This window comes from Owariibacterium komagatae (assembly GCF_045865535.1).
GTDB lineage: Bacteria > Bacillota > Clostridia > Oscillospirales > Ruminococcaceae > Ruthenibacterium > Ruthenibacterium komagatae.
In genome coordinates, this window is record NZ_AP031406.1 from 2959775 (window position 1) to 2976125 (window position 16351).

Annotated in this window: 17 protein-coding genes and 1 tRNA gene; 14 read left to right on the forward strand and 4 right to left on the reverse strand. The window is 56.1% G+C overall.

All coding sequences use genetic code 11. The features are described 5' to 3' along the window. Positions 1–101: 101 nt before the first annotated feature. Positions 102–177 (reverse strand) — tRNA-Pro (locus tag ACKTS9_RS14855). Between the two features lie 370 nt (positions 178–547). On the opposite strand from ACKTS9_RS14855, the gene ACKTS9_RS14860 reads away from it, so the two are divergent. Next, positions 548–1969 carry a glycine--tRNA ligase gene (locus ACKTS9_RS14860; protein ID WP_349214834.1) on the forward strand — a complete coding sequence of 474 codons (1422 nt, stop codon included), beginning with the start codon at positions 548–550 and terminating at the stop codon, positions 1967–1969. A 43-nt stretch (positions 1970–2012) separates the two neighbouring features. On the opposite strand, the gene ACKTS9_RS14865 is transcribed toward ACKTS9_RS14860, so the two are convergent. After that, positions 2013–2591 carry a hypothetical protein gene (locus tag ACKTS9_RS14865; protein WP_349214832.1) on the reverse strand — a complete coding sequence of 193 codons (579 nt, stop codon included), beginning with the start codon at positions 2589–2591 and terminating at the stop codon, positions 2013–2015. 163 nt (positions 2592–2754) lie between these two features. On the opposite strand from ACKTS9_RS14865, the gene ACKTS9_RS14870 reads away from it, so the two are divergent. The 12 genes from ACKTS9_RS14870 to ACKTS9_RS14925 all read left to right on the forward strand — a co-directional run bounded on the left by ACKTS9_RS14870 (position 2755) and on the right by ACKTS9_RS14925 (position 13460). Further along, a complete protein-coding gene (locus tag ACKTS9_RS14870) occupies positions 2755–3120 on the forward strand; it encodes a GntR family transcriptional regulator (protein WP_349214830.1) in 366 nt (121 codons plus the stop codon). Positions 3121–3123: 3 nt separating this feature from the next. After that, positions 3124–3822, forward strand: a complete 699-nt coding sequence (locus ACKTS9_RS14875) for an ABC transporter ATP-binding protein (RefSeq protein ID WP_407881733.1) — start codon at positions 3124–3126, stop codon at positions 3820–3822. Continuing rightward, the gene (locus ACKTS9_RS14880) at positions 3816–4619 is read left to right on the forward strand and encodes a hypothetical protein (protein WP_407881734.1); all 804 of its coding nucleotides are present in this window, start codon (positions 3816–3818) and stop codon (positions 4617–4619) included. Before ACKTS9_RS14875 ends, ACKTS9_RS14880 begins: the two co-directional genes overlap by 7 nt. 17 nt (positions 4620–4636) lie before the next feature. Beyond that, positions 4637–4849 (forward strand): zinc ribbon domain-containing protein, encoded by a 213-nt coding sequence (locus tag ACKTS9_RS14885; RefSeq protein ID WP_349214824.1) that lies wholly within the window; start codon positions 4637–4639, stop codon positions 4847–4849. 138 nt (positions 4850–4987) lie between these two features. Further along, a complete protein-coding gene (locus ACKTS9_RS14890; protein WP_407881735.1) occupies positions 4988–5644 on the forward strand; it encodes a response regulator transcription factor in 657 nt (218 codons plus the stop codon). Positions 5645–5648: 4 nt separating this feature from the next. Beyond that, complete coding sequence (locus tag ACKTS9_RS14895) at positions 5649–7079, forward strand: sensor histidine kinase (protein WP_407881736.1); 1431 nt, start codon at positions 5649–5651, stop codon at positions 7077–7079. Continuing rightward, positions 7076–7837, forward strand: coding sequence for a hypothetical protein (locus ACKTS9_RS14900; RefSeq protein ID WP_407881737.1), 762 nt, complete (start codon positions 7076–7078; stop codon positions 7835–7837). The genes ACKTS9_RS14895 and ACKTS9_RS14900 overlap by 4 nt, the downstream gene beginning before the upstream one ends. 127 nt (positions 7838–7964) lie before the next feature. Continuing rightward, positions 7965–9098 carry a cysteine desulfurase family protein gene (locus tag ACKTS9_RS14905; protein WP_407881738.1) on the forward strand — a complete coding sequence of 378 codons (1134 nt, stop codon included), beginning with the start codon at positions 7965–7967 and terminating at the stop codon, positions 9096–9098. Between the two features lie 12 nt (positions 9099–9110). Beyond that, the gene (gene thiI / locus ACKTS9_RS14910) at positions 9111–10286 is read left to right on the forward strand and encodes a tRNA uracil 4-sulfurtransferase ThiI (RefSeq protein WP_349214814.1); all 1176 of its coding nucleotides are present in this window, start codon (positions 9111–9113) and stop codon (positions 10284–10286) included. 18 nt (positions 10287–10304) lie between these two features. Further along, positions 10305–11624 (forward strand): competence/damage-inducible protein A, encoded by a 1320-nt coding sequence (locus ACKTS9_RS14915; RefSeq protein WP_349214812.1) that lies wholly within the window; start codon positions 10305–10307, stop codon positions 11622–11624. A 22-nt stretch (positions 11625–11646) separates the two neighbouring features. Next, positions 11647–12687, forward strand: coding sequence for a hypothetical protein (locus ACKTS9_RS14920; protein WP_349214810.1), 1041 nt, complete (start codon positions 11647–11649; stop codon positions 12685–12687). Between the two features lie 50 nt (positions 12688–12737). After that, entirely contained in the window at positions 12738–13460 is a 723-nt protein-coding gene (locus tag ACKTS9_RS14925; RefSeq protein ID WP_349214808.1) for a gamma-glutamyl-gamma-aminobutyrate hydrolase family protein, read from the forward strand. A 37-nt stretch (positions 13461–13497) separates the two neighbouring features. Here the strand turns inward: ACKTS9_RS14925 and ACKTS9_RS14930 are convergent, their stop codons facing one another. Both ACKTS9_RS14930 and ACKTS9_RS14935 read right to left on the reverse strand, forming a co-directional pair. Continuing rightward, positions 13498–14094: a class I SAM-dependent methyltransferase gene (locus tag ACKTS9_RS14930; protein ID WP_349214806.1), complete on the reverse strand. Its 597-nt coding sequence runs from the start codon at positions 14092–14094 to the stop codon at positions 13498–13500. Positions 14095–14116: 22 nt separating this feature from the next. Then, positions 14117–14644: an ECF transporter S component gene (locus ACKTS9_RS14935; RefSeq protein WP_349214804.1), complete on the reverse strand. Its 528-nt coding sequence runs from the start codon at positions 14642–14644 to the stop codon at positions 14117–14119. A gap of 271 nt (positions 14645–14915) precedes the next feature. Here ACKTS9_RS14935 and ACKTS9_RS14940 point away from each other — a divergent pair, with 271 nt between their 5' ends. Then, positions 14916–16349: a M20/M25/M40 family metallo-hydrolase gene (locus tag ACKTS9_RS14940; protein WP_349214802.1), complete on the forward strand. Its 1434-nt coding sequence runs from the start codon at positions 14916–14918 to the stop codon at positions 16347–16349. Positions 16350–16351 lie beyond the last annotated feature (2 nt).

Consider the following 16351-nt stretch of genomic DNA (forward strand, 5'->3'; position numbering starts at 1 on the left):
TCTACCCTTTGAACCGCCACAAAACAACAATCGTTAAAACTGCAAAAACCGAACTTAAAACGCAGAAAAACCGCCTTTTCAGGCGGTTTTTCTGCAAAAGATGGTCCGAGTGACAGGATTCGAACCTGCGGCATCCTGCTCCCAAAGCAGGCGCGCTACCAACTGCGCTACACCCGGATATGAAGTTGTGGGGTGGCCTGGGCGTATTCTCCCAAAGCAGGCGCGCTACCAACTGCGCTACACCCGGATATGAAGTTGTGGGGTGGCCCGGGCGTATTCTCCCAAAGCAGGCGCGCTACCAGCTGCGCTACACCCGGTTATGAATTTTTCTCAGTAGAAATCAGGAACGTATTTTTGGAAGAACGCTGCCCAATGAATAAGGTCAGGGCATGCGCAATACGGACGGTTTGCAAAATACAGACGTCTATTAAATGAAACATTTTATATTATACGTCAACCATTTGAGACAAGTCAAGAAAAACCTTGACGAAACCAGCGCCGCGCCGTACAATAAAATATACTATATAGTAAGGGACAGGTGTGAGCAATGAACAACCGCGATAAAACCATGGATCAAATCATTGCCCTTTGCAAAAACAGGGGTTTTGTTTTTCCCGGCAGCGAAATTTACGGCGGTCTCGCCAACTCCTGGGATTACGGCCCTCTGGGAGTGGAATTTAAAAACAACGTGAAAAAAGCCTGGCTGAAGAAATTCGTCCAGGAGTCTCCTTATAATGTGGGCCTGGATGCGGCCATTATCATGAATCCCCAGACGTGGGTGACCACCGGCCATGTGGCCGGGTTCTCGGACCCGTTGCTGGACTGCAAAAGCTGCAAAGCCCGCCATCGTGCGGACAAGCTGATTGGCGATGTACATCCGGAAGTGAATGTGGACGCCATGAGTTTTGACGAGATGGATGCGTTCATTGCGGAGCACGAAGATGTGGTCTGCCCGGTGTGCGGAAAGCATGATTTTACGCCCATCCGAAAATTCAACCTGATGTTTAAAACAGCCATCGGCGTAACGGAAGACTCTTCTTCCACATGCTATCTGCGTCCGGAGACGGCGCAGGGCATCTTTGTGAACTTTGCCAATATTCAGCGCAGCACCCGCAAAAAGCTGCCCTTCGGTGTATGCCAGGTGGGTAAGGCGTTCCGCAACGAAATCACACCGGGCAACTTCACCTTCCGTACGCGGGAGTTCGAGCAGATGGAGTGCGAATTCTTCTGCAAGCCCGGTACCGATTTGGAATGGTTTGCCTACTGGAAGGACTACTGCAAAAACTGGCTCTTGAATTTGGGCATCAAAGAGGAGAACCTGCGGCTGCGCGACCATGAACCGGCGGAGCTGGCGTTCTATTCCCGCGCGACTACGGACATTGAGTACGCCTTCCCGTTTACCGACTGGGGCGAATTGTGGGGTATTGCGGACCGCACGGATTACGACCTGGGCCGCCATCAGGAGGCTTCCGGCAAGAGTCTGGAATACTTCGATCCGGAGACCAACGAGCACTACATTCCTTATGTCATTGAGCCGTCTTTGGGTGCGGACCGTGTGGCACTGGCTTTCCTGTGCGAAGCGTACGATGAAGAGCATCTGACGGATGCCAAAGGCAAGGAAGATGTGCGTGTAGTTTTGCGTCTGCATCCCTATCTGGCACCGTTTAAAGCGGCAGTTCTGCCTTTGTCCAAAAAGCTGGGCGGAAAGGCAATGGAAATCCGCAACGAGCTGTGCAAATACTTCATGGTGGATTACGATGAAACGGGTTCCATCGGCAAGCGCTATCGCCGTCAGGACGAGATTGGCACACCGCTGTGCATCACCGTGGACTTTGATACGGTGGGTGACGAGGAGAAAGGAATTGCTCCGGACAATTGCGTGACGGTGCGCGACCGCGATACCATGGAGCAGGTTCGCATTCCCATCAGCGAATTGAAAGCTTATATCGAGAAAAAAGTGGAATTTTAAAAAAGCAGGCCGGAAGTTTCTTCCGGCCTGCTTTTTTATTTTTTTAGGAATGAGAAGAGACGGTCTCCCGCACGGCGCGATAGCTGACGGGAACCCGGACAACGCGGCTGACAGGCTGCCAGATCAACAACGCGATGCCGTAATCCACCATGCTGTGAACCACAGTGCCGACCCCCACAAGACCGAGAACGGTGGAAACAAAGCTGCCGTCCATTGTGGCACCGCCAAACCAGAATAACGTGACCACGACGGCTTCCAGTGCGCCGTGCACAATGCCCAGAATCAGGCCATAGGCTCCCATGCGAACCGGCGAACGCATGACCTGCGGCTGCTTTGCAACCCAGTATGCGCCCAGCAGCACAAATACAATTTGCGAGGCTGCACGAAGCACGACTACCGGTGCGAAGCCAGCCAGCAGAAATCCCAGCGTTGTACCCAGTTCCACCGCCGCTGCAACCGTGGGGGAAATAAACATGGCCAAAAAGAGAGCGACATGGCTGGCCAGTGTAAAACTCATGGGCCCCAGCTGGATGCGTACGGGCGAGATCATGGGTACCAGAATGCCCAGTGCGCACAAAAGTGCGGCAATACACATTTTTTGAATCCGTTCATTTGAATGCATTTTTGATTGCTTCCTCTCCAGTTATGATATGTGTCATGACACATATCATAACTGGATTTTCTTTTTCCGTCAAGAGAGTTTTAAAAAAGTGCTTGACATTTTTGCAAAATGCTGTATTATTGTATTAAGCTCTTAATACAATAATACAAAAGGAGGCGAGGGGATGACGTGGAATATCCAGCCGGACCGGCCGGTGTATCTTCAGCTGATTGAGCAGTTGGAGCTGGCGTTGGTCATTGGCGAGTACCCGCCCGGTACGCGGATGCCTGCTGTGCGTGAACTGGCAGCCCAGGCGGGCGTCAACCCGAATACCATGCAGAGAGCGTTGCAGGAACTGGAATCGAGAAGTTTGGTGCTCACCCAGCGTACTGCGGGACGCACAGTGACTCAGGATGCAGGAATGCTGGCACAGCTTCGTGGAAAAATGGCGCAGACACAAGTGAATGATTTTTGGGAGAGTATGAAAAAACTGGGGCTGTCGGCGCAGGAGATTGTCGAACTGATTCGCCGGCAGGCAGAGGAGGAATGAAGAATGACTTATGCTTTGGAGTGCGAGGCGTTGAATAAGCGATATGGTACCCGCAGCGCCTTGACGAACCTGACGGTGCACTTTGAACAGGGGCGCATAATCGGACTTTTGGGGCCCAATGGGTCAGGAAAAACGACGCTTTTGAAGCTGGCGGCCGGGCTGCTGGTGCCGAGCGGAGGAAGCATTCGTGTGGTTGGGCATGAGCCGGGGGTGGAGACAAAGGGAATGGTGGCATATCTGCCGGACCGCATGGCACTTCCGGCCTATATGCGCACAGCTGATGTCATGGACTTTTATCGGGACTTTTTTGCGGATTTTGATACCGAGAAAGCAAAGAGCATGCTGGCAGATCTGGGGATTGGCCCCAAAGATAAGATTGGGGCCATGAGCAAAGGAACACGGGAAAAGCTGCAGCTGGTTCTGACCATGAGCCGTGCAGCAAAACTGTATCTGCTGGATGAGCCCATCGGCGGGGTAGACCCGGCCGCACGGGAGTATATTTTGAACACGATTATTCGCAATTACAGCGAAGACGCCACGCTGATTCTGTCCACCCATCTGATTGAAGACATTGAGAAAATTTTGGATGACGTGGTGTTTTTGCAAAATGGCCAGGTAAGCCTTGCGCAAAGTGTGGACAGTGTGCGGGAAGAGTACGGCAAAAGCGTGGACGCGGTTTTCAGGGAGGTGTTTCGATGCTGAGTAAATTGATTTCGCATGAAGCCAAACGGATGGGGCGGCTTCTGCTGCCGGTGTTTGGTGCGCTGCTGATTTTGTCGGGAGTCACCAGATGTATGGAAGAGGCATGCTTGGCCTGGCAGGGCAAAACGCCTCTTTGGCTGTCCATTCCCACCGTGTTTTTGCTGATTGGCGCGCTGTTGTGCGCCATGGTTTTGCCTGCGTCGTCGTTTTTGTTGTCGGCGCTTCATTTTTACCGGATGACAGGCGAGGAGGGCTATCTGCTGTTCTCCGTTCCGGCCACCATTCCGCAGCAGATCTGGGCCAAGCTTCTGTCCGCCCTTGTGTGGGCGATTGCGGCGCTTGGGATATTGGTGGGCTGCGTTTGGGCGTTGGTGTTGCAGCCCTTCGATATGATGGACCAGGTTCGGGGAAACATGGCACCGGACTGGACCGGCACCTGGCTGGGATTTTACCTGTTCCTGTTGGCGGTGCTGGTGGTGCTGGCGCTTGCAGGCAGCTTTTTGTACGTTTATCTGTGCTGTGCCGTCGGGATGCAGTTCGGCGCCAACCGGCTGCTGGCCACGCTGGTGGTTTACTTCGGCCTGCCGGTGGTGCTGCAGATTGTCGCCTTGTTCGCCGTTTTGCTCGCCGGCGTGGCCCTGGCTGCCGCAGGAGTGTTCGAGACACTGGTCACGATGCCGCCCACCATTGTTTACGCGGCATTTTTGGGGATTCTTACCATTGTCACATTGTTGTGGGATGTGGTATGCTATGCTGTAACCAATCATCTTTTGGCAAAACGATTGAACCTTACCTGAAGAGAGGAGAGGCAAAAGTGGAAACACGGCAGTATGTATGCCCCAAATGTGGATGCACCAGTTACGAGAGCGATCAGTTTCAGGCGACAGGCGGAAACTTCGCGAAGCTGTTTGACATTCAGAACAAAAAGTTTTATACGGTTAGTTGTACAAATTGCGGATACACCGAATTGTATAAATCTATGAACGATGCGGGAATGGATGTGCTGGATTTCCTGATCGGCGGCTGATTTTCCCAAAAAGCACAAAGCCTCATGGCGGGCATGGAACCGCCGTGAGGTTTTTCTGCGTTTGGACGATGAAATGAAACATTTTTGATACATTCAGCCGTTATGCTGTTGGAGAGAATGGAAAAGGAGCGACATGCGATGAACCGTATTTTGATTGTGGAGGATGAAGTGGCCATTGCCAGGCTGATTGAAATGAGCCTGATGCGCGCGGGATATCAGTGCGAGATGGTGCATGACGGTTTGCAGGCTGCGGACAAAATCGAACAAACGGACTACGATCTGGTGCTGCTGGACATTATGCTTCCGGGGCTGGACGGATATGAGCTGCTGGAGTATCTGCGCCCCATGGATACATCGGTGATTTTCATCACGGCCAAAGGAACGCTGGGTGACCGTGTAAAGGGCCTGAACCTGGGCGCAGATGACTACATTGTAAAACCGTTTGAGGTGGAGGAGCTGATCGCGCGTGTGGAAAGTGTTTTGCGCCGGGCCGGAAAGGGCGGCGCGAAACTGCAGGCCTTTGATGTCATCATGGATACGGTGGCCCGCTCAGTCAAACAGAACGGCCTGGGTGTGGCGCTGACACCCCGGGAATTCGATCTGCTGGAGCAGCTGATGCGCAACCGGGGCGCTGCTCTGTACCGCGACGTGCTGTTCAACCGCGTGTGGGGCGGTGAGATGGACAGCGATACCCGCACCTTGGATCTGCATATTCAGCGCCTGCGCAAGAAGCTGAACTGGCACAACCACATCAAAACGGTTTATAAGGTAGGGTACATGTTGGAAAGGGAGTAACTGCATGAAGTTTGCGCAAAAGCTCAGCTGTACCATCATTCTTCTGGTGGCGGCATCCTTCTCTGTGGGTGGATTTCTGTTGGTTTGGGGGAATTTCAACGATTCTCTGGACGAGGCGGAAGCCCAGGCGGAACGCTGGCACTTGATGCAGTGCTATGCCATGGAGAGTGAAGTTCTTACGCGGATGGCGCAGGGGACAGAGATCACCGACGAAAACATGCGCAGCTATATGGAATCTTTGCCGGCTTATGAAAGTGAAAGCCTGGCCACAATGAATTTTATTCGCCTGATGACCGATGAAAGCGAGGTGTATTCTGCTTTTACATCCGATACCTGGGCTGATTGGTTCCCTTTGCGCGGAGGCGATACGGCCTACGAACTTCGGCAGGCGGACGACCGCTGTTACCTTCTGCTGCAGAATCAGGTCAATACGCCGGTCAAAACATATTACATGCAGAGCGTTAACGATGTGACCAGCGTGTTTGACGCGCGCGATCAGCAGTTGTGGAGACTGTGGCAGATGGAAGCCGTTACGCTGGTACTGTGTGCGGGAGCGGCTGTGGTGTTGAGCAACCGTTTGACAAAGCCGTTGAAAACATTGAGCGAGGCCAGTACCCGCATCGCCCAGGGAGAGTATGATGTTCGGACGGAGCTGGATACCGGAGACGAGGTCGGCCTGGTGAGCCGCAACTTTGACGCGATGGCCGAGGCGGTGCAGAAAAATGTGGACGAACTGGCGCTGTCTGTGCGGCAACGGGAAGATTTTATGGGGGCGTTTTCCCATGAGTTGAAAACTCCCATGACCGCCATCATCGGTTATGCGGATACTTTGCGCAGCATGCAGGTCAGCCCGGAGCAGCAGCGCATGGCCGCGGGTTACATTTTCTCCGAAGCCAAGCGGGTGGAATCCCTGAGCCGGAAATTGCTGATGCTGATGGGGCTCTCAGAGCAGAAAGCCGAGCTGGAACCGGTGCCGCTGGAACAAATTTTTCGAGCGGTGTATGTGGCGCTGGCGCCCGTCAGCGGCCGGATCAAGCTATGCTTTCAGAAATCGCCGGGTGTGGTGGTGCTGGCAGATAAGGACTTGCTGACAGATCTGGTGTACAATCTGATGCACAATGCTCTCAAGGCGGAACCGAAGGATCAGAGGATCTACGCTTTGTGGAGACAGGAGAAAAATCGGATTTGCGTTACGGTGGCTGACAAGGGACGCGGCATTCCGGCGGATCAGCTGAGTCGGATCACCGAACCGTTTTATATGGTGGACAAGTCCCGCGCACGCCGGCAGGGCGGCAGCGGAATGGGGCTTGCACTGTGCAGCGAGATTGCACGGCTGCATGGAACCACACTGACCTTTGAAAGCAAAGAGGGCAAGGGAACCAGCGTCAGCTTTTGGCTGGAGCTGCAGACAAGCGAGGGGGCGGACGGCAAATGAAACGAAAAACCTGGCTGCGGCGGCATCCCCGCTGCGCGGTGCTGGCCACAGGCGCTCTGGCGTTGCTCATCAGCGCACTGCCGCTGGCGGCGCTGCACATGGCGGATGTACCGCTGTTTACCCGTTCCCACAGCCGGTCCTGGCGAAGCGTGCAAAGCGTTCAGATGAGTGGGGAAGACCTGTACCTGGTGCAGACACTTCGGGAGAGAAACCGGCAGGACTTTTACTGGCAGAGCGGGGAAATCGAGATCCTGGATGAAGGATTCACCATGCTGAACGGCTACATCGAGGATCTGGCGGAGGCAGGTGTGCTGGATGCCGAATGGTTGGACATGACATCGATTCCCGCGGAGCTGGAAGAATATCTGCTCCTGCAGGAACACTATCTCACTTGCTCTTATATGCGGGATTCTGCCGGCTTTCTCACCCTGAATGTCTGGGAAAAAGATTCGGACGGCTCCCTGTATGCGCAGTGGGAACAGATCACGCTGGAGAGCACGACGGGCAAGGTTACCAGCTTTTGCCTGACAATCCCGCAGGTGGAATTCGACCCGGCGGAGCGGCTGCGGTGCTATGTTGATTATTTGGGGCTCTCCGGTCTGGATGACTGGCAAGTGTGGCCGGACGAAGAGGGGCAGGGAGATATGGTGACGCTGTATTCCAAAAAGGCAAAGGCATATGTGTCAATGTATTCCATCGTGGGCATTGTGCCGGAAGGAATTCAGATTGCGGGCGGCCTGTATCCGGAGTCGGAATAAGGGCGCCGCAGATGCGCAAAGGTTTGACGGGCGGATTTCCGCCCGTTTTTTTCACCGGTTTTACATTGCCAAGGCGGCCGCAAGTGTAGTATAATCATTTTATATATTGTATTATGGAGGCATCTGCGTGCATTATCTTGACAACGCCGCTACAACACGTGCGGCGGACGCGGTGGCCGACGCTGCCTGTGCGGTGTTAAAACAACATTTTGCCAATCCCTCTTCGCTTTATGCGCCCGGTGCGCGCAGCGAAATGGTGATCGACGAAGCGCGGCAGATCGTGGCCGATTCACTGGGAGCAAAGCCCGGCGAAATTTACTTTACCGCCAGCGGCACCGAGGCAGACAACATTGCGGTGTTCGGCGCCTGCAAAGCGCGCCGCGCCTGGGCCGATCATGTGGTCGTCACCGGGTACGAGCACCCTGCGGTGCAGAATGCGGTGGCCGCGCTGGAACAGGATGGCTGGCGCGTCACCGTGGTGGCGCCTGACCGGGACGGTCATGTGCATCCGGAAGAACTTGTGAATGCAGTTTGCGCCAGGACCGCGCTGGTAACGGCCATGCATGTGAACAACGAAGTGGGTTCCGTACTGGATGTAGCGGCTCTTGCCAAGGCGGTCAAGGCGAAAAATAATCGGACGGCGGTGCATGTGGACGGGGTTCAGGCGTGGTGCAAGCTTCCCATCCGGCTGAATGCAACGCAAATCGACAGCTATGCGGTATCCGGCCATAAAATCCATGCGCCCAAGGGCGTGGGGGCTCTGTACCTGCGTAAAGGATACCATGTGGAGAAATTTTTGTACGGCGGCCATCAGGAACAGGGAATGCGTCCGGGAACGGAAAACACGGCCTTTATCGCGGCTTTGGGCTGCGCGGTGGAGCAAATGCAGGCCGACCGGCAGCGCCGGGCACGGGTCGAAGCATTGGCCGCCCGTTTGTGGCAGGGGCTGGCGGAGATTCCGGGTATTGTGCGCAACAGCCCTGCGGACGCAATGCCCGATGTGTGCAATTTCTCCGTGGAGAACATCAAAAGTGAGACGATGCTGCACTATCTGGAGGCAAGAGACATCTATGTCTCCAGCGGTTCTGCCTGCTCCAAGGGCGAGGCAAGCCACACGCTGCAGGCCATGGGGCTGCCCCGCGACCGGGTGGATACTGCGGTGCGCGTATCCTTCAGCGGGGAAAATACCCCCGAAGACGTGGACGCCCTGCTGGCAGCTTTGCGCTGCGGCGTCGCGGAAATTGCGAAAATCAGACGGTGAGGGAAGATTCCGATGAGAGAGATTATTCTGGCCAATCAGGGTGAGATGGCCCTGAAAGGGCTGAACCGCGCTACGTTTGAGAGCGTTTTGATGAAGACCATGCGCCGCCGCCTTTCAACGGTGGGCGAGTTTAAAGTGTACCGGGCCCAATCCACCATGTATGCGGAACCGGTGGACGGAAATCAGGACATGGATGCGGCGTTTGACCGTGTTTCCAAAATTTTCGGTATTGCCACTCTTTCCCGGGCGGCGGTTTGCGAAAAAGATTTTGAGGTGATCAAGCAGACGGCTGTGACGTATCTGCGGGATACCCTGCGCAATACCAAAACCTTTAAGGTCAGCGCCAAGCGGTCGGACAAGTCCTTCCCCATGAACAGCATGGAACTTGGCCGGGAGCTGGGTGCTGCGCTGCTGAGCGCCTATCCGCATCTGCGGGTGGACGTGCACAATCCGCAGGTCAATGTAATGGTGGAAATTCGGGATTATGCTGCCTACGTGCACGGCGGAAAGCATCCCGGCGCGGGCGGTCTGCCGGTGTCCACCTCCGGTAAGGCGGCGCTGATGCTGTCCGGCGGCATCGACAGCCCGGTGGCCGGTTATATGATGGCAAAGCGGGGCCTTTCGCTGATTTGTGTGCATTTTGCCAGCCCGCCGTATACCAGCGAGCGCGCACGCCTGAAGGTGATGAAACTGGCCAAGGAGCTGACGCCCTGGACCGGAAACCTGAACGTATATGTGGTGCCCTACACCAAGCCGCAGGAGTATATCCGCGACCATGCGCCGGCGGACCTGTTTACGGTGCTCATGCGCCGCAGTATGCTGCGCATTGCCAATATTTTGTGCAAGCAGGAGGACGCCAAGGCCATCATCACCGGTGAGAGCCTGGCTCAGGTGGCCAGCCAGACGCTGATGGCGCTGGCCTGCACCGATGCCGCACAGGATCTGCCGGTCCTGCGGCCCTGCATCGGAATGGATAAAACGGAGATCACCCATATCTCCCATCAGATCGGCACCTATGAAACCAGCATCCAGCCCTATGAGGATTGCTGCACCATTTTTACACCGCCTCATCCCAAAACGAAGCCGACTCTGGCGGAGATCGAGGCGGCCGAGGCGGCCATGCCCGATTTGCTGCAACTGGAGCGTGAGGCCGCGCAGCAGACGCCGCTGGAGCGCGTGAATTTATAAACGAGAGAAGGCTTTGCTTTGAAAGCGGAGATCATTGCCGTGGGCACCGAGTTGCTGCTCGGAGATATTTTGAATACGAACGCGCAGTTTTTAAGCCGTGAATTGGCAGCGCTGGGAATTACCGTGCACTATCAGACCGTGGTGGGCGACAATGCGGCCCGCCTGGAGAGCGTGGTCCGCCAGGCGCGTGAGCGCAGTGACCTTTTGGTCTTTTCCGGCGGGCTGGGCCCCACGGAAGACGATTTGACCAAACAGACCGTGGCCCGCGCTTACGGGGATGAATTGCGGTTTGACGAAGAGGAATTGGCAAAGATCCAGCACTTTTTCAGCGCTTGGGGCCGCACCATGCCCCAGAACAACCGGCGGCAGGCCTATGTGCCGGTTCATGGCCGCAAAATTGAAAACCACAATGGCACTGCTCCGGGCATGATTTTTGAGGACACTCGGGAAAAGGGAAAATACGCAGTGCTTTTGCCGGGTCCGCCCAAAGAATTGCAGCCCATGTTTTTGGAAACCGTACGTCCCTGGCTGGCGGGCATGAGCGATTGTGTGCTTCATTCCCTGACGCTGCGTGTCATGGGGATCGGGGAAAGCCATCTTCAGGAAAAAATCGGCTCCCTTTTGGAAAATGAAAACCCCACTGCGGCGCTGTACGCGAAAACATCGGAAGTGGTGGTGCGCATTACAGCTCGGGCGCAGGACCTGCAGACGGCCGAAGAGATGTGCCGCAATTATGCCGCGTTGTTTTACGATGCGCTGGGCGATCACATTTATACGCAGACAGAAGATTCACTGGAAGAGACCGTGGTGCATACCCTGATGGAGAAGGGGAAAACCGTGGCCACGGCCGAGAGCTGCACCGGCGGGCTGCTGTCCGCGCGGCTTACCTCTGTGCCGGGCTCCAGCGAAGTGTTTCAATATGGTGCCTGCACATACGCCAACGAAGTGAAGGAGCGGGTTTTGGGTGTAAAACACGAAACCCTGGAACAGTTTGGCGCAGTTTCGCCGCAAGTGGCGGCGGAGATGGCCGAGGGAGTTCGCCGTGCGGCCGGCGCGGATTTTGGCGTTGGTATTACAGGCATTGCGGGTCCGGGGGGCGGAACGCCCGAAAAACCGGTGGGCCTGGTGTATGTGGCGGCTGCCGGGGAAACCTTCACCTATGTGCAGAAGCTGGTGGTCACCGGGCGCACGCGCGAAATGGTTCGCCTGTCTTCCACGCAGCATGCGCTGGATATGATCCGCCGCCTGGCGCTGGATCTTGCACAGCCGGGCTGCCGGGCCTTTGCAGCCGGAACCCCGGCAAATTTCACCGGCGACACCCCGGTGAAGGATGTTTGAAGAAAAAGGAGGACTCCAACGGATGCAGATGGAAAAAAATGTGGAAAAGCAGTTGATCGTGCGCACATTCGAACCGGATATGGGACAGTTAAAAGCTTTGGCCAAACAGATTGTATCCATGCCCAATGTGACGTTGAATCTGTACGGGCAGGCCGGCGAGGTGCTCATTGTGATCACAGCCCGCGCCATTGCGCCCGCAGCGGCCACCGAGTTGACAGAGACGCTTGCCGATCGGTTTGAACAGGTGCTGGGAGATTCCGTCTATGGCCGCGGTAAGGGGAGCCTTGCCTATTTCACCGCCGGTGAGATGATCGAGAACGAGACAAGTGTCGTGGCGTCCGACTCTGCAACCGGTGCGCTGCTGTCAGAGGAGTTCTCACATACAAAACGCGGCAACAGCGTGTTTGACTTTGGCGATGTCAGCTACAATGATTCCCGTGTGATGGGAAAAATCAAGGCGGCTGCCTCACGCAATTACGAAAAGGGGAACGTGTACCAGATGGCGGCTGCCCGTGCGGTTGCCGCTGCCAAGTGCTCCCGTGCGGAGTTCGGCGTTTCCGTCACCGGCGGCAACGACGGCCGGCCGCTCTATCTGGCGGTGGCACATAAGGGTTATGTGTATATGCGCAGCTTCAAACCTGCGCCCGATGCGGCAAAGCGTGCGGCTTTGGCTTCGCTGGATATCATTCGCCGTCTGTCGCTGAAAGCTCCGCTGGAGGAAGTGCGGATGTTCAAGGCAAATACGGATTTCGAGTGGGATGAACCGTTGACTCGGCGCCGTTCCAACAAGGTGCTGGGCCCGGTGATCGTTTTGATCGTGCTGCTGCTGGCATTGGCCGGCACCTGCTGGTACCTCTTTACGCATTTCAGCCTGGGCGGTGCAGATGGGGACGCCATGGCTGTGGACAATTCCACTTCTGTGAGCCAGAGCGTTTCTGAGACGGAGTCTGTTTCGGTGCCGACGGATGACAGCGCCTCTGTGACGCAGAGCACTTCTTCTTCGGCGGCCACGGCACCGTCCGGCCAGACGGACGCGGATGGAAAGGTTCGCCCGTTTGCTTAACATGGATTTTTACAAGGCGCGGTTTGCGCGCCGGTGAGGAGAGCGAGCACATGAAACCTGTGATTGGAATTGTGACGGGCCAGATGGGCGGTGAAGTGCCGAGATTCGCGGTTCCCTGCGCCTATGTGCGTGCGGTGGAACGGGCGGGCGGCCTCGCCCTTCAGCTGCCGGTATCGGCTGCCACAGATGGCGAGGTGCTGCAGCAGTGGCTGTCCCTTTGCGGCGGGTTCCTGCTGGCGGGCGGTGGTGATGTGGCCCCGGCTTACTATGGTCAGAGCCCCATCCCGCAAATCGGCCCCACCAGCCGTCTGCGCGACAACGTGGAACTGTCGCTTTGCCGGGCGGCACAGCGGGCGGGAAAACCGGTGCTGGGAATTTGCCGGGGCATTCAAGTTTTGAATGTGGCCTTTGGCGGAACACTCTGGCAGGACATTCCTGTTCAGTGCCGGGGGGCAATCTGTCACGCTCAAAGCCCGGAAAACCGGGGCGAGTTGTTCCACAGCATTGGCATCGCACCGGGCAGCGTGCTGGCGGGCGTGATGGGAAGTACGCGGCAGGAGTGCAATTCCTTTCATCATCAGGCGGTGAGAGATGTGGCTTCCGGCTTTTTGGCGGTGGCCCATGCGCCGGATGGTGTGATCGAGGCAGTGGAGGACACCCGCGGCCTGATGCTGGGGGTGCAATGGCACGCCGAAGAGCTGGAGGCGCAGTTCCCGTCCCATGCGGCGCTGTTTCAGTGGCTCGTGGAAAAAGCAAAATCCGAGGCAATGTAAAAAAGAAGCGGCACAGCAAGCGCTGTGCCGCTTCTTTTTATTCTGCTGTTTTCTTTACGCCGGAGATCACATACAAATCAGGCGTATCTGCCAGAATATCCACCTCGAAAAACTTCTGCCAGACAGCGGCTTCCTGCACAGCCGGGCGCAGATGGGTGGAAACCCGCTGTACCTGCGGGCTGTGATGCCGCTGGTCGATGGTAAGGCGGCTTTCACTGTGGGCGACCATAAAGCGGCCGCCGGGCGCCAGGCATTCCCAAACCTTTCGCGCAAGGGCCTCTTTGTCTGCAAAATGGGGATAAGCGCTGTAAAGAAAGGCGGTGTCAAAGCCGGTCTGCGAAAAATCAAGAACATCGGCTGCGACCAGTTCCACGCAGGAAAGCGGGTATTTCTGCCGGGCAACGGCAATCATCTGATCTGATACGTCCACACCCACCAGACGGCTCGGTTGTCGCTGTAAAAGCGTGTCAAACAGCGCGCCTGTGCCGCAGGCGATGTCCAGTATTTTCTGCCCGGGCCGGACGCCGGCCAGCGTGACCAAAGCTGCCAGCTTTTCAGGGTCGTGATGGCACATCTGATCCCATTGCGCTGCGCGAGCGTCAAAATATTCCTTTACCTGCTGAATCCCATCCATGAGAACTGCTCCTTTTACAAATTTATGCGGCTGCCCGCGGCCCGTTGATGGCACCGGATTTCTGAAGTGCAATGACCAAAACAGGGACAGCCACCAGCTGCAGAATGATGCCGGGCAATGCCGTTACAAAAGAGGCGGCTACAAAAGCGCTCAGTCCGTACGCCTTTCCGGCGATTCCCATGAAAAACGCGTTGGCCAGACCGGACACAACGCGGCCGCCCAGCATGGCGCCGATCAGGGAAGGATAAAGCGGCGCGCGGAAGTGATGATACAGAAGACCGGTGAGAACGCCATAGGCACACAATTCCAGCATCATTGCGGGCGCAGTGGGGAAAAGCGGCGGCATGCCGGTCAGAAGCGAGGATACCAGCGGTACCAGCAGCCCGCAGGCTCCGCCATACTGCCATCCACACACCAGTCCGCAGATCAAAACAGGAATGTGCATGGGAAGAAATACCGTGCCGGCGCCGATCATGTGGAAGGCACTGGGCAGCACAAGGCCCAGCGCGAAGCAAAGAGCCGCGAGAATCATCGTTTTGGTTTTTGTCATTGTCTGTTCCTCCTGAATGTGTGCAAAACAAAAGGGCCCGGAAACACTTCTCCCGCTTCATGCGGAAAAGCCTTCCTGGCCCTTGTTTTCAATCTGATCATTCGTTCAGCTGCCTTCATGGCGGCTGGTTTTTCTTATTATATCATGTATTTTTTTGTTTGGCAACCATTGGCTGCGAAGGACAAGTAAAAGGATTTCACCAGGAACGCGTGCACAAAGACAAAGGTTGTGGTATGATAGAGACAGTTCGGGGAGAAGGGAAGCGGCAGAAATGATTGGTTGGATAATTCTGGCGGCAGTGCTTGTGTGGGTGGCGATTCTGTTGATTCGCGCGGCAGCCTGCAAGCCGGTGGAGCCGGATTACGGGCCGGACATTGCGGTGGATGTGGACGGCGAAGCGGTGACCGAACGCTTGGCGCAGCTGGTGCGCATTCCCACCGTGTCCAATTATGATGAATCGAAAGTGGATTTTTCGCAGTTTGAACAGTTCCGTGCAGAACTGAAGCGCCTGTATCCTCAGGTGCATCAAACGTGTCCGCCTGTGCTGTGCGGAAACACGGGGCTTTTGTTTCATTGGAAAGGTTCCTCTGACGCAGAGCCAACGGTTCTGATGGCGCATTATGATGTGGTGCCGGTAAACGAAGAGGCCTGGCAGCATCCGCCTTTCTGCGGTCAGGTGTTTGATGGAGAACTTTGGGGTCGCGGCACGCTGGATACAAAAATTACGCTGGTGGGCATTCTGGAAGCGGCGGAGCAGTTGCTTCAAAAAGGGTTTGTTCCGAAAAATGACATCTGGATGGCGTTCGGCGGAGACGAAGAGGTGTCCGGCCACGGCGCAACCGACATCATCGCTTACCTGAAGGAAAAAGGCGTTAAACCCGCCATGGTGGTGGATGAAGGCGGCGCGGTGGTGGAAGGCGTCTTCCCCGGGGTGACCCGTCCCATCGCAGTGGTGGGCATCGGTGAAAAGGGAATGATGAACGTGGAACTTCGTGCCGTCAGCGAAGGAGGCCACGCAAGTCATCCTACCCGCCCGTCGGCCGTGGGGTCCATGTGCCGCGCAGTGGCGCGGCTGGAGACGCACCCCATGAAGGCTGTGATGACGGCGCCGGTGTACGGTTTGTTCCGAACCATTGCGCCGCATGCGCCCTTTGCCCTGCGCGTCGTGCTGGCGAATTTGTGGTGCTTCGGCGGGTTGATCCGCTTGCTGGCAGAAAAGCTGGGCGGCGAGGTGAACGCCATGATGCGGACCACCTTTGCCTTCACCATGGCCCGTGGGTCCAAGCAGATCAATGTGATGCCCAACGAGGCGGTGGCGGGCGTCAATGTTCGGCTGGTCAATGTTGATACGCCGGACAGCGTAAAGGCGTATATGGAAAAGGTGATCGCAGATCCGCATGTGTCGGTCAGTGTAACGCATTCTCAGCCGGCCACGCCTTACGCCTCAGCGGAAAATGCGCACTGGAAGAAACTGGCCTCGGCCATTGCGCACACCTGGAAAGGTTGTCTGGTGTCGCCTTATCTGATGATTGCATGTTCGGACAGCCGCCATTATACCGGCTTTTGCGAAGATGTGTATAAATTCAGTGCCATGCACCTCACTGCGGCGCAGCGCGGGCTCATTCACAATGATAATGAGCGGATCCCTGTGGAAGAAATTTCCCGTACGGTTGCATTTTTTGCGCGGCTGGAGCAGACACTTTAAGA

What these genes read in the sequence shown, in the direction of transcription:
- ACKTS9_RS14860 (WP_349214834.1), top strand. Translation starts at nt 548, where the DNA reads ATGAACAACCGCGATAAAACCATGGATCAAATCATTGCCCTTTGCAAA.
- ACKTS9_RS14865 (WP_349214832.1), bottom strand. Translation starts at nt 2,591, where the DNA reads ATGCATTCAAATGAACGGATTCAAAAAATGTGTATTGCCGCACTTTTG.
- ACKTS9_RS14870 (WP_349214830.1), top strand. Translation starts at nt 2,755, where the DNA reads ATGACGTGGAATATCCAGCCGGACCGGCCGGTGTATCTTCAGCTGATT.
- ACKTS9_RS14875 (WP_407881733.1), top strand. Translation starts at nt 3,124, where the DNA reads ATGACTTATGCTTTGGAGTGCGAGGCGTTGAATAAGCGATATGGTACC.
- ACKTS9_RS14880 (WP_407881734.1), top strand. Translation starts at nt 3,816, where the DNA reads ATGCTGAGTAAATTGATTTCGCATGAAGCCAAACGGATGGGGCGGCTT.
- ACKTS9_RS14890 (WP_407881735.1), top strand. Translation starts at nt 4,988, where the DNA reads ATGAACCGTATTTTGATTGTGGAGGATGAAGTGGCCATTGCCAGGCTG.
- ACKTS9_RS14895 (WP_407881736.1), top strand. Translation starts at nt 5,649, where the DNA reads ATGAAGTTTGCGCAAAAGCTCAGCTGTACCATCATTCTTCTGGTGGCG.
- ACKTS9_RS14900 (WP_407881737.1), top strand. Translation starts at nt 7,076, where the DNA reads ATGAAACGAAAAACCTGGCTGCGGCGGCATCCCCGCTGCGCGGTGCTG.
- thiI (WP_349214814.1), top strand. Translation starts at nt 9,111, where the DNA reads ATGAGAGAGATTATTCTGGCCAATCAGGGTGAGATGGCCCTGAAAGGG.
- ACKTS9_RS14920 (WP_349214810.1), top strand. Translation starts at nt 11,647, where the DNA reads ATGCAGATGGAAAAAAATGTGGAAAAGCAGTTGATCGTGCGCACATTC.
- ACKTS9_RS14925 (WP_349214808.1), top strand. Translation starts at nt 12,738, where the DNA reads ATGAAACCTGTGATTGGAATTGTGACGGGCCAGATGGGCGGTGAAGTG.
- ACKTS9_RS14930 (WP_349214806.1), bottom strand. Translation starts at nt 14,094, where the DNA reads ATGGATGGGATTCAGCAGGTAAAGGAATATTTTGACGCTCGCGCAGCG.
- ACKTS9_RS14935 (WP_349214804.1), bottom strand. Translation starts at nt 14,644, where the DNA reads ATGACAAAAACCAAAACGATGATTCTCGCGGCTCTTTGCTTCGCGCTG.
- ACKTS9_RS14940 (WP_349214802.1), top strand. Translation starts at nt 14,916, where the DNA reads ATGATTGGTTGGATAATTCTGGCGGCAGTGCTTGTGTGGGTGGCGATT.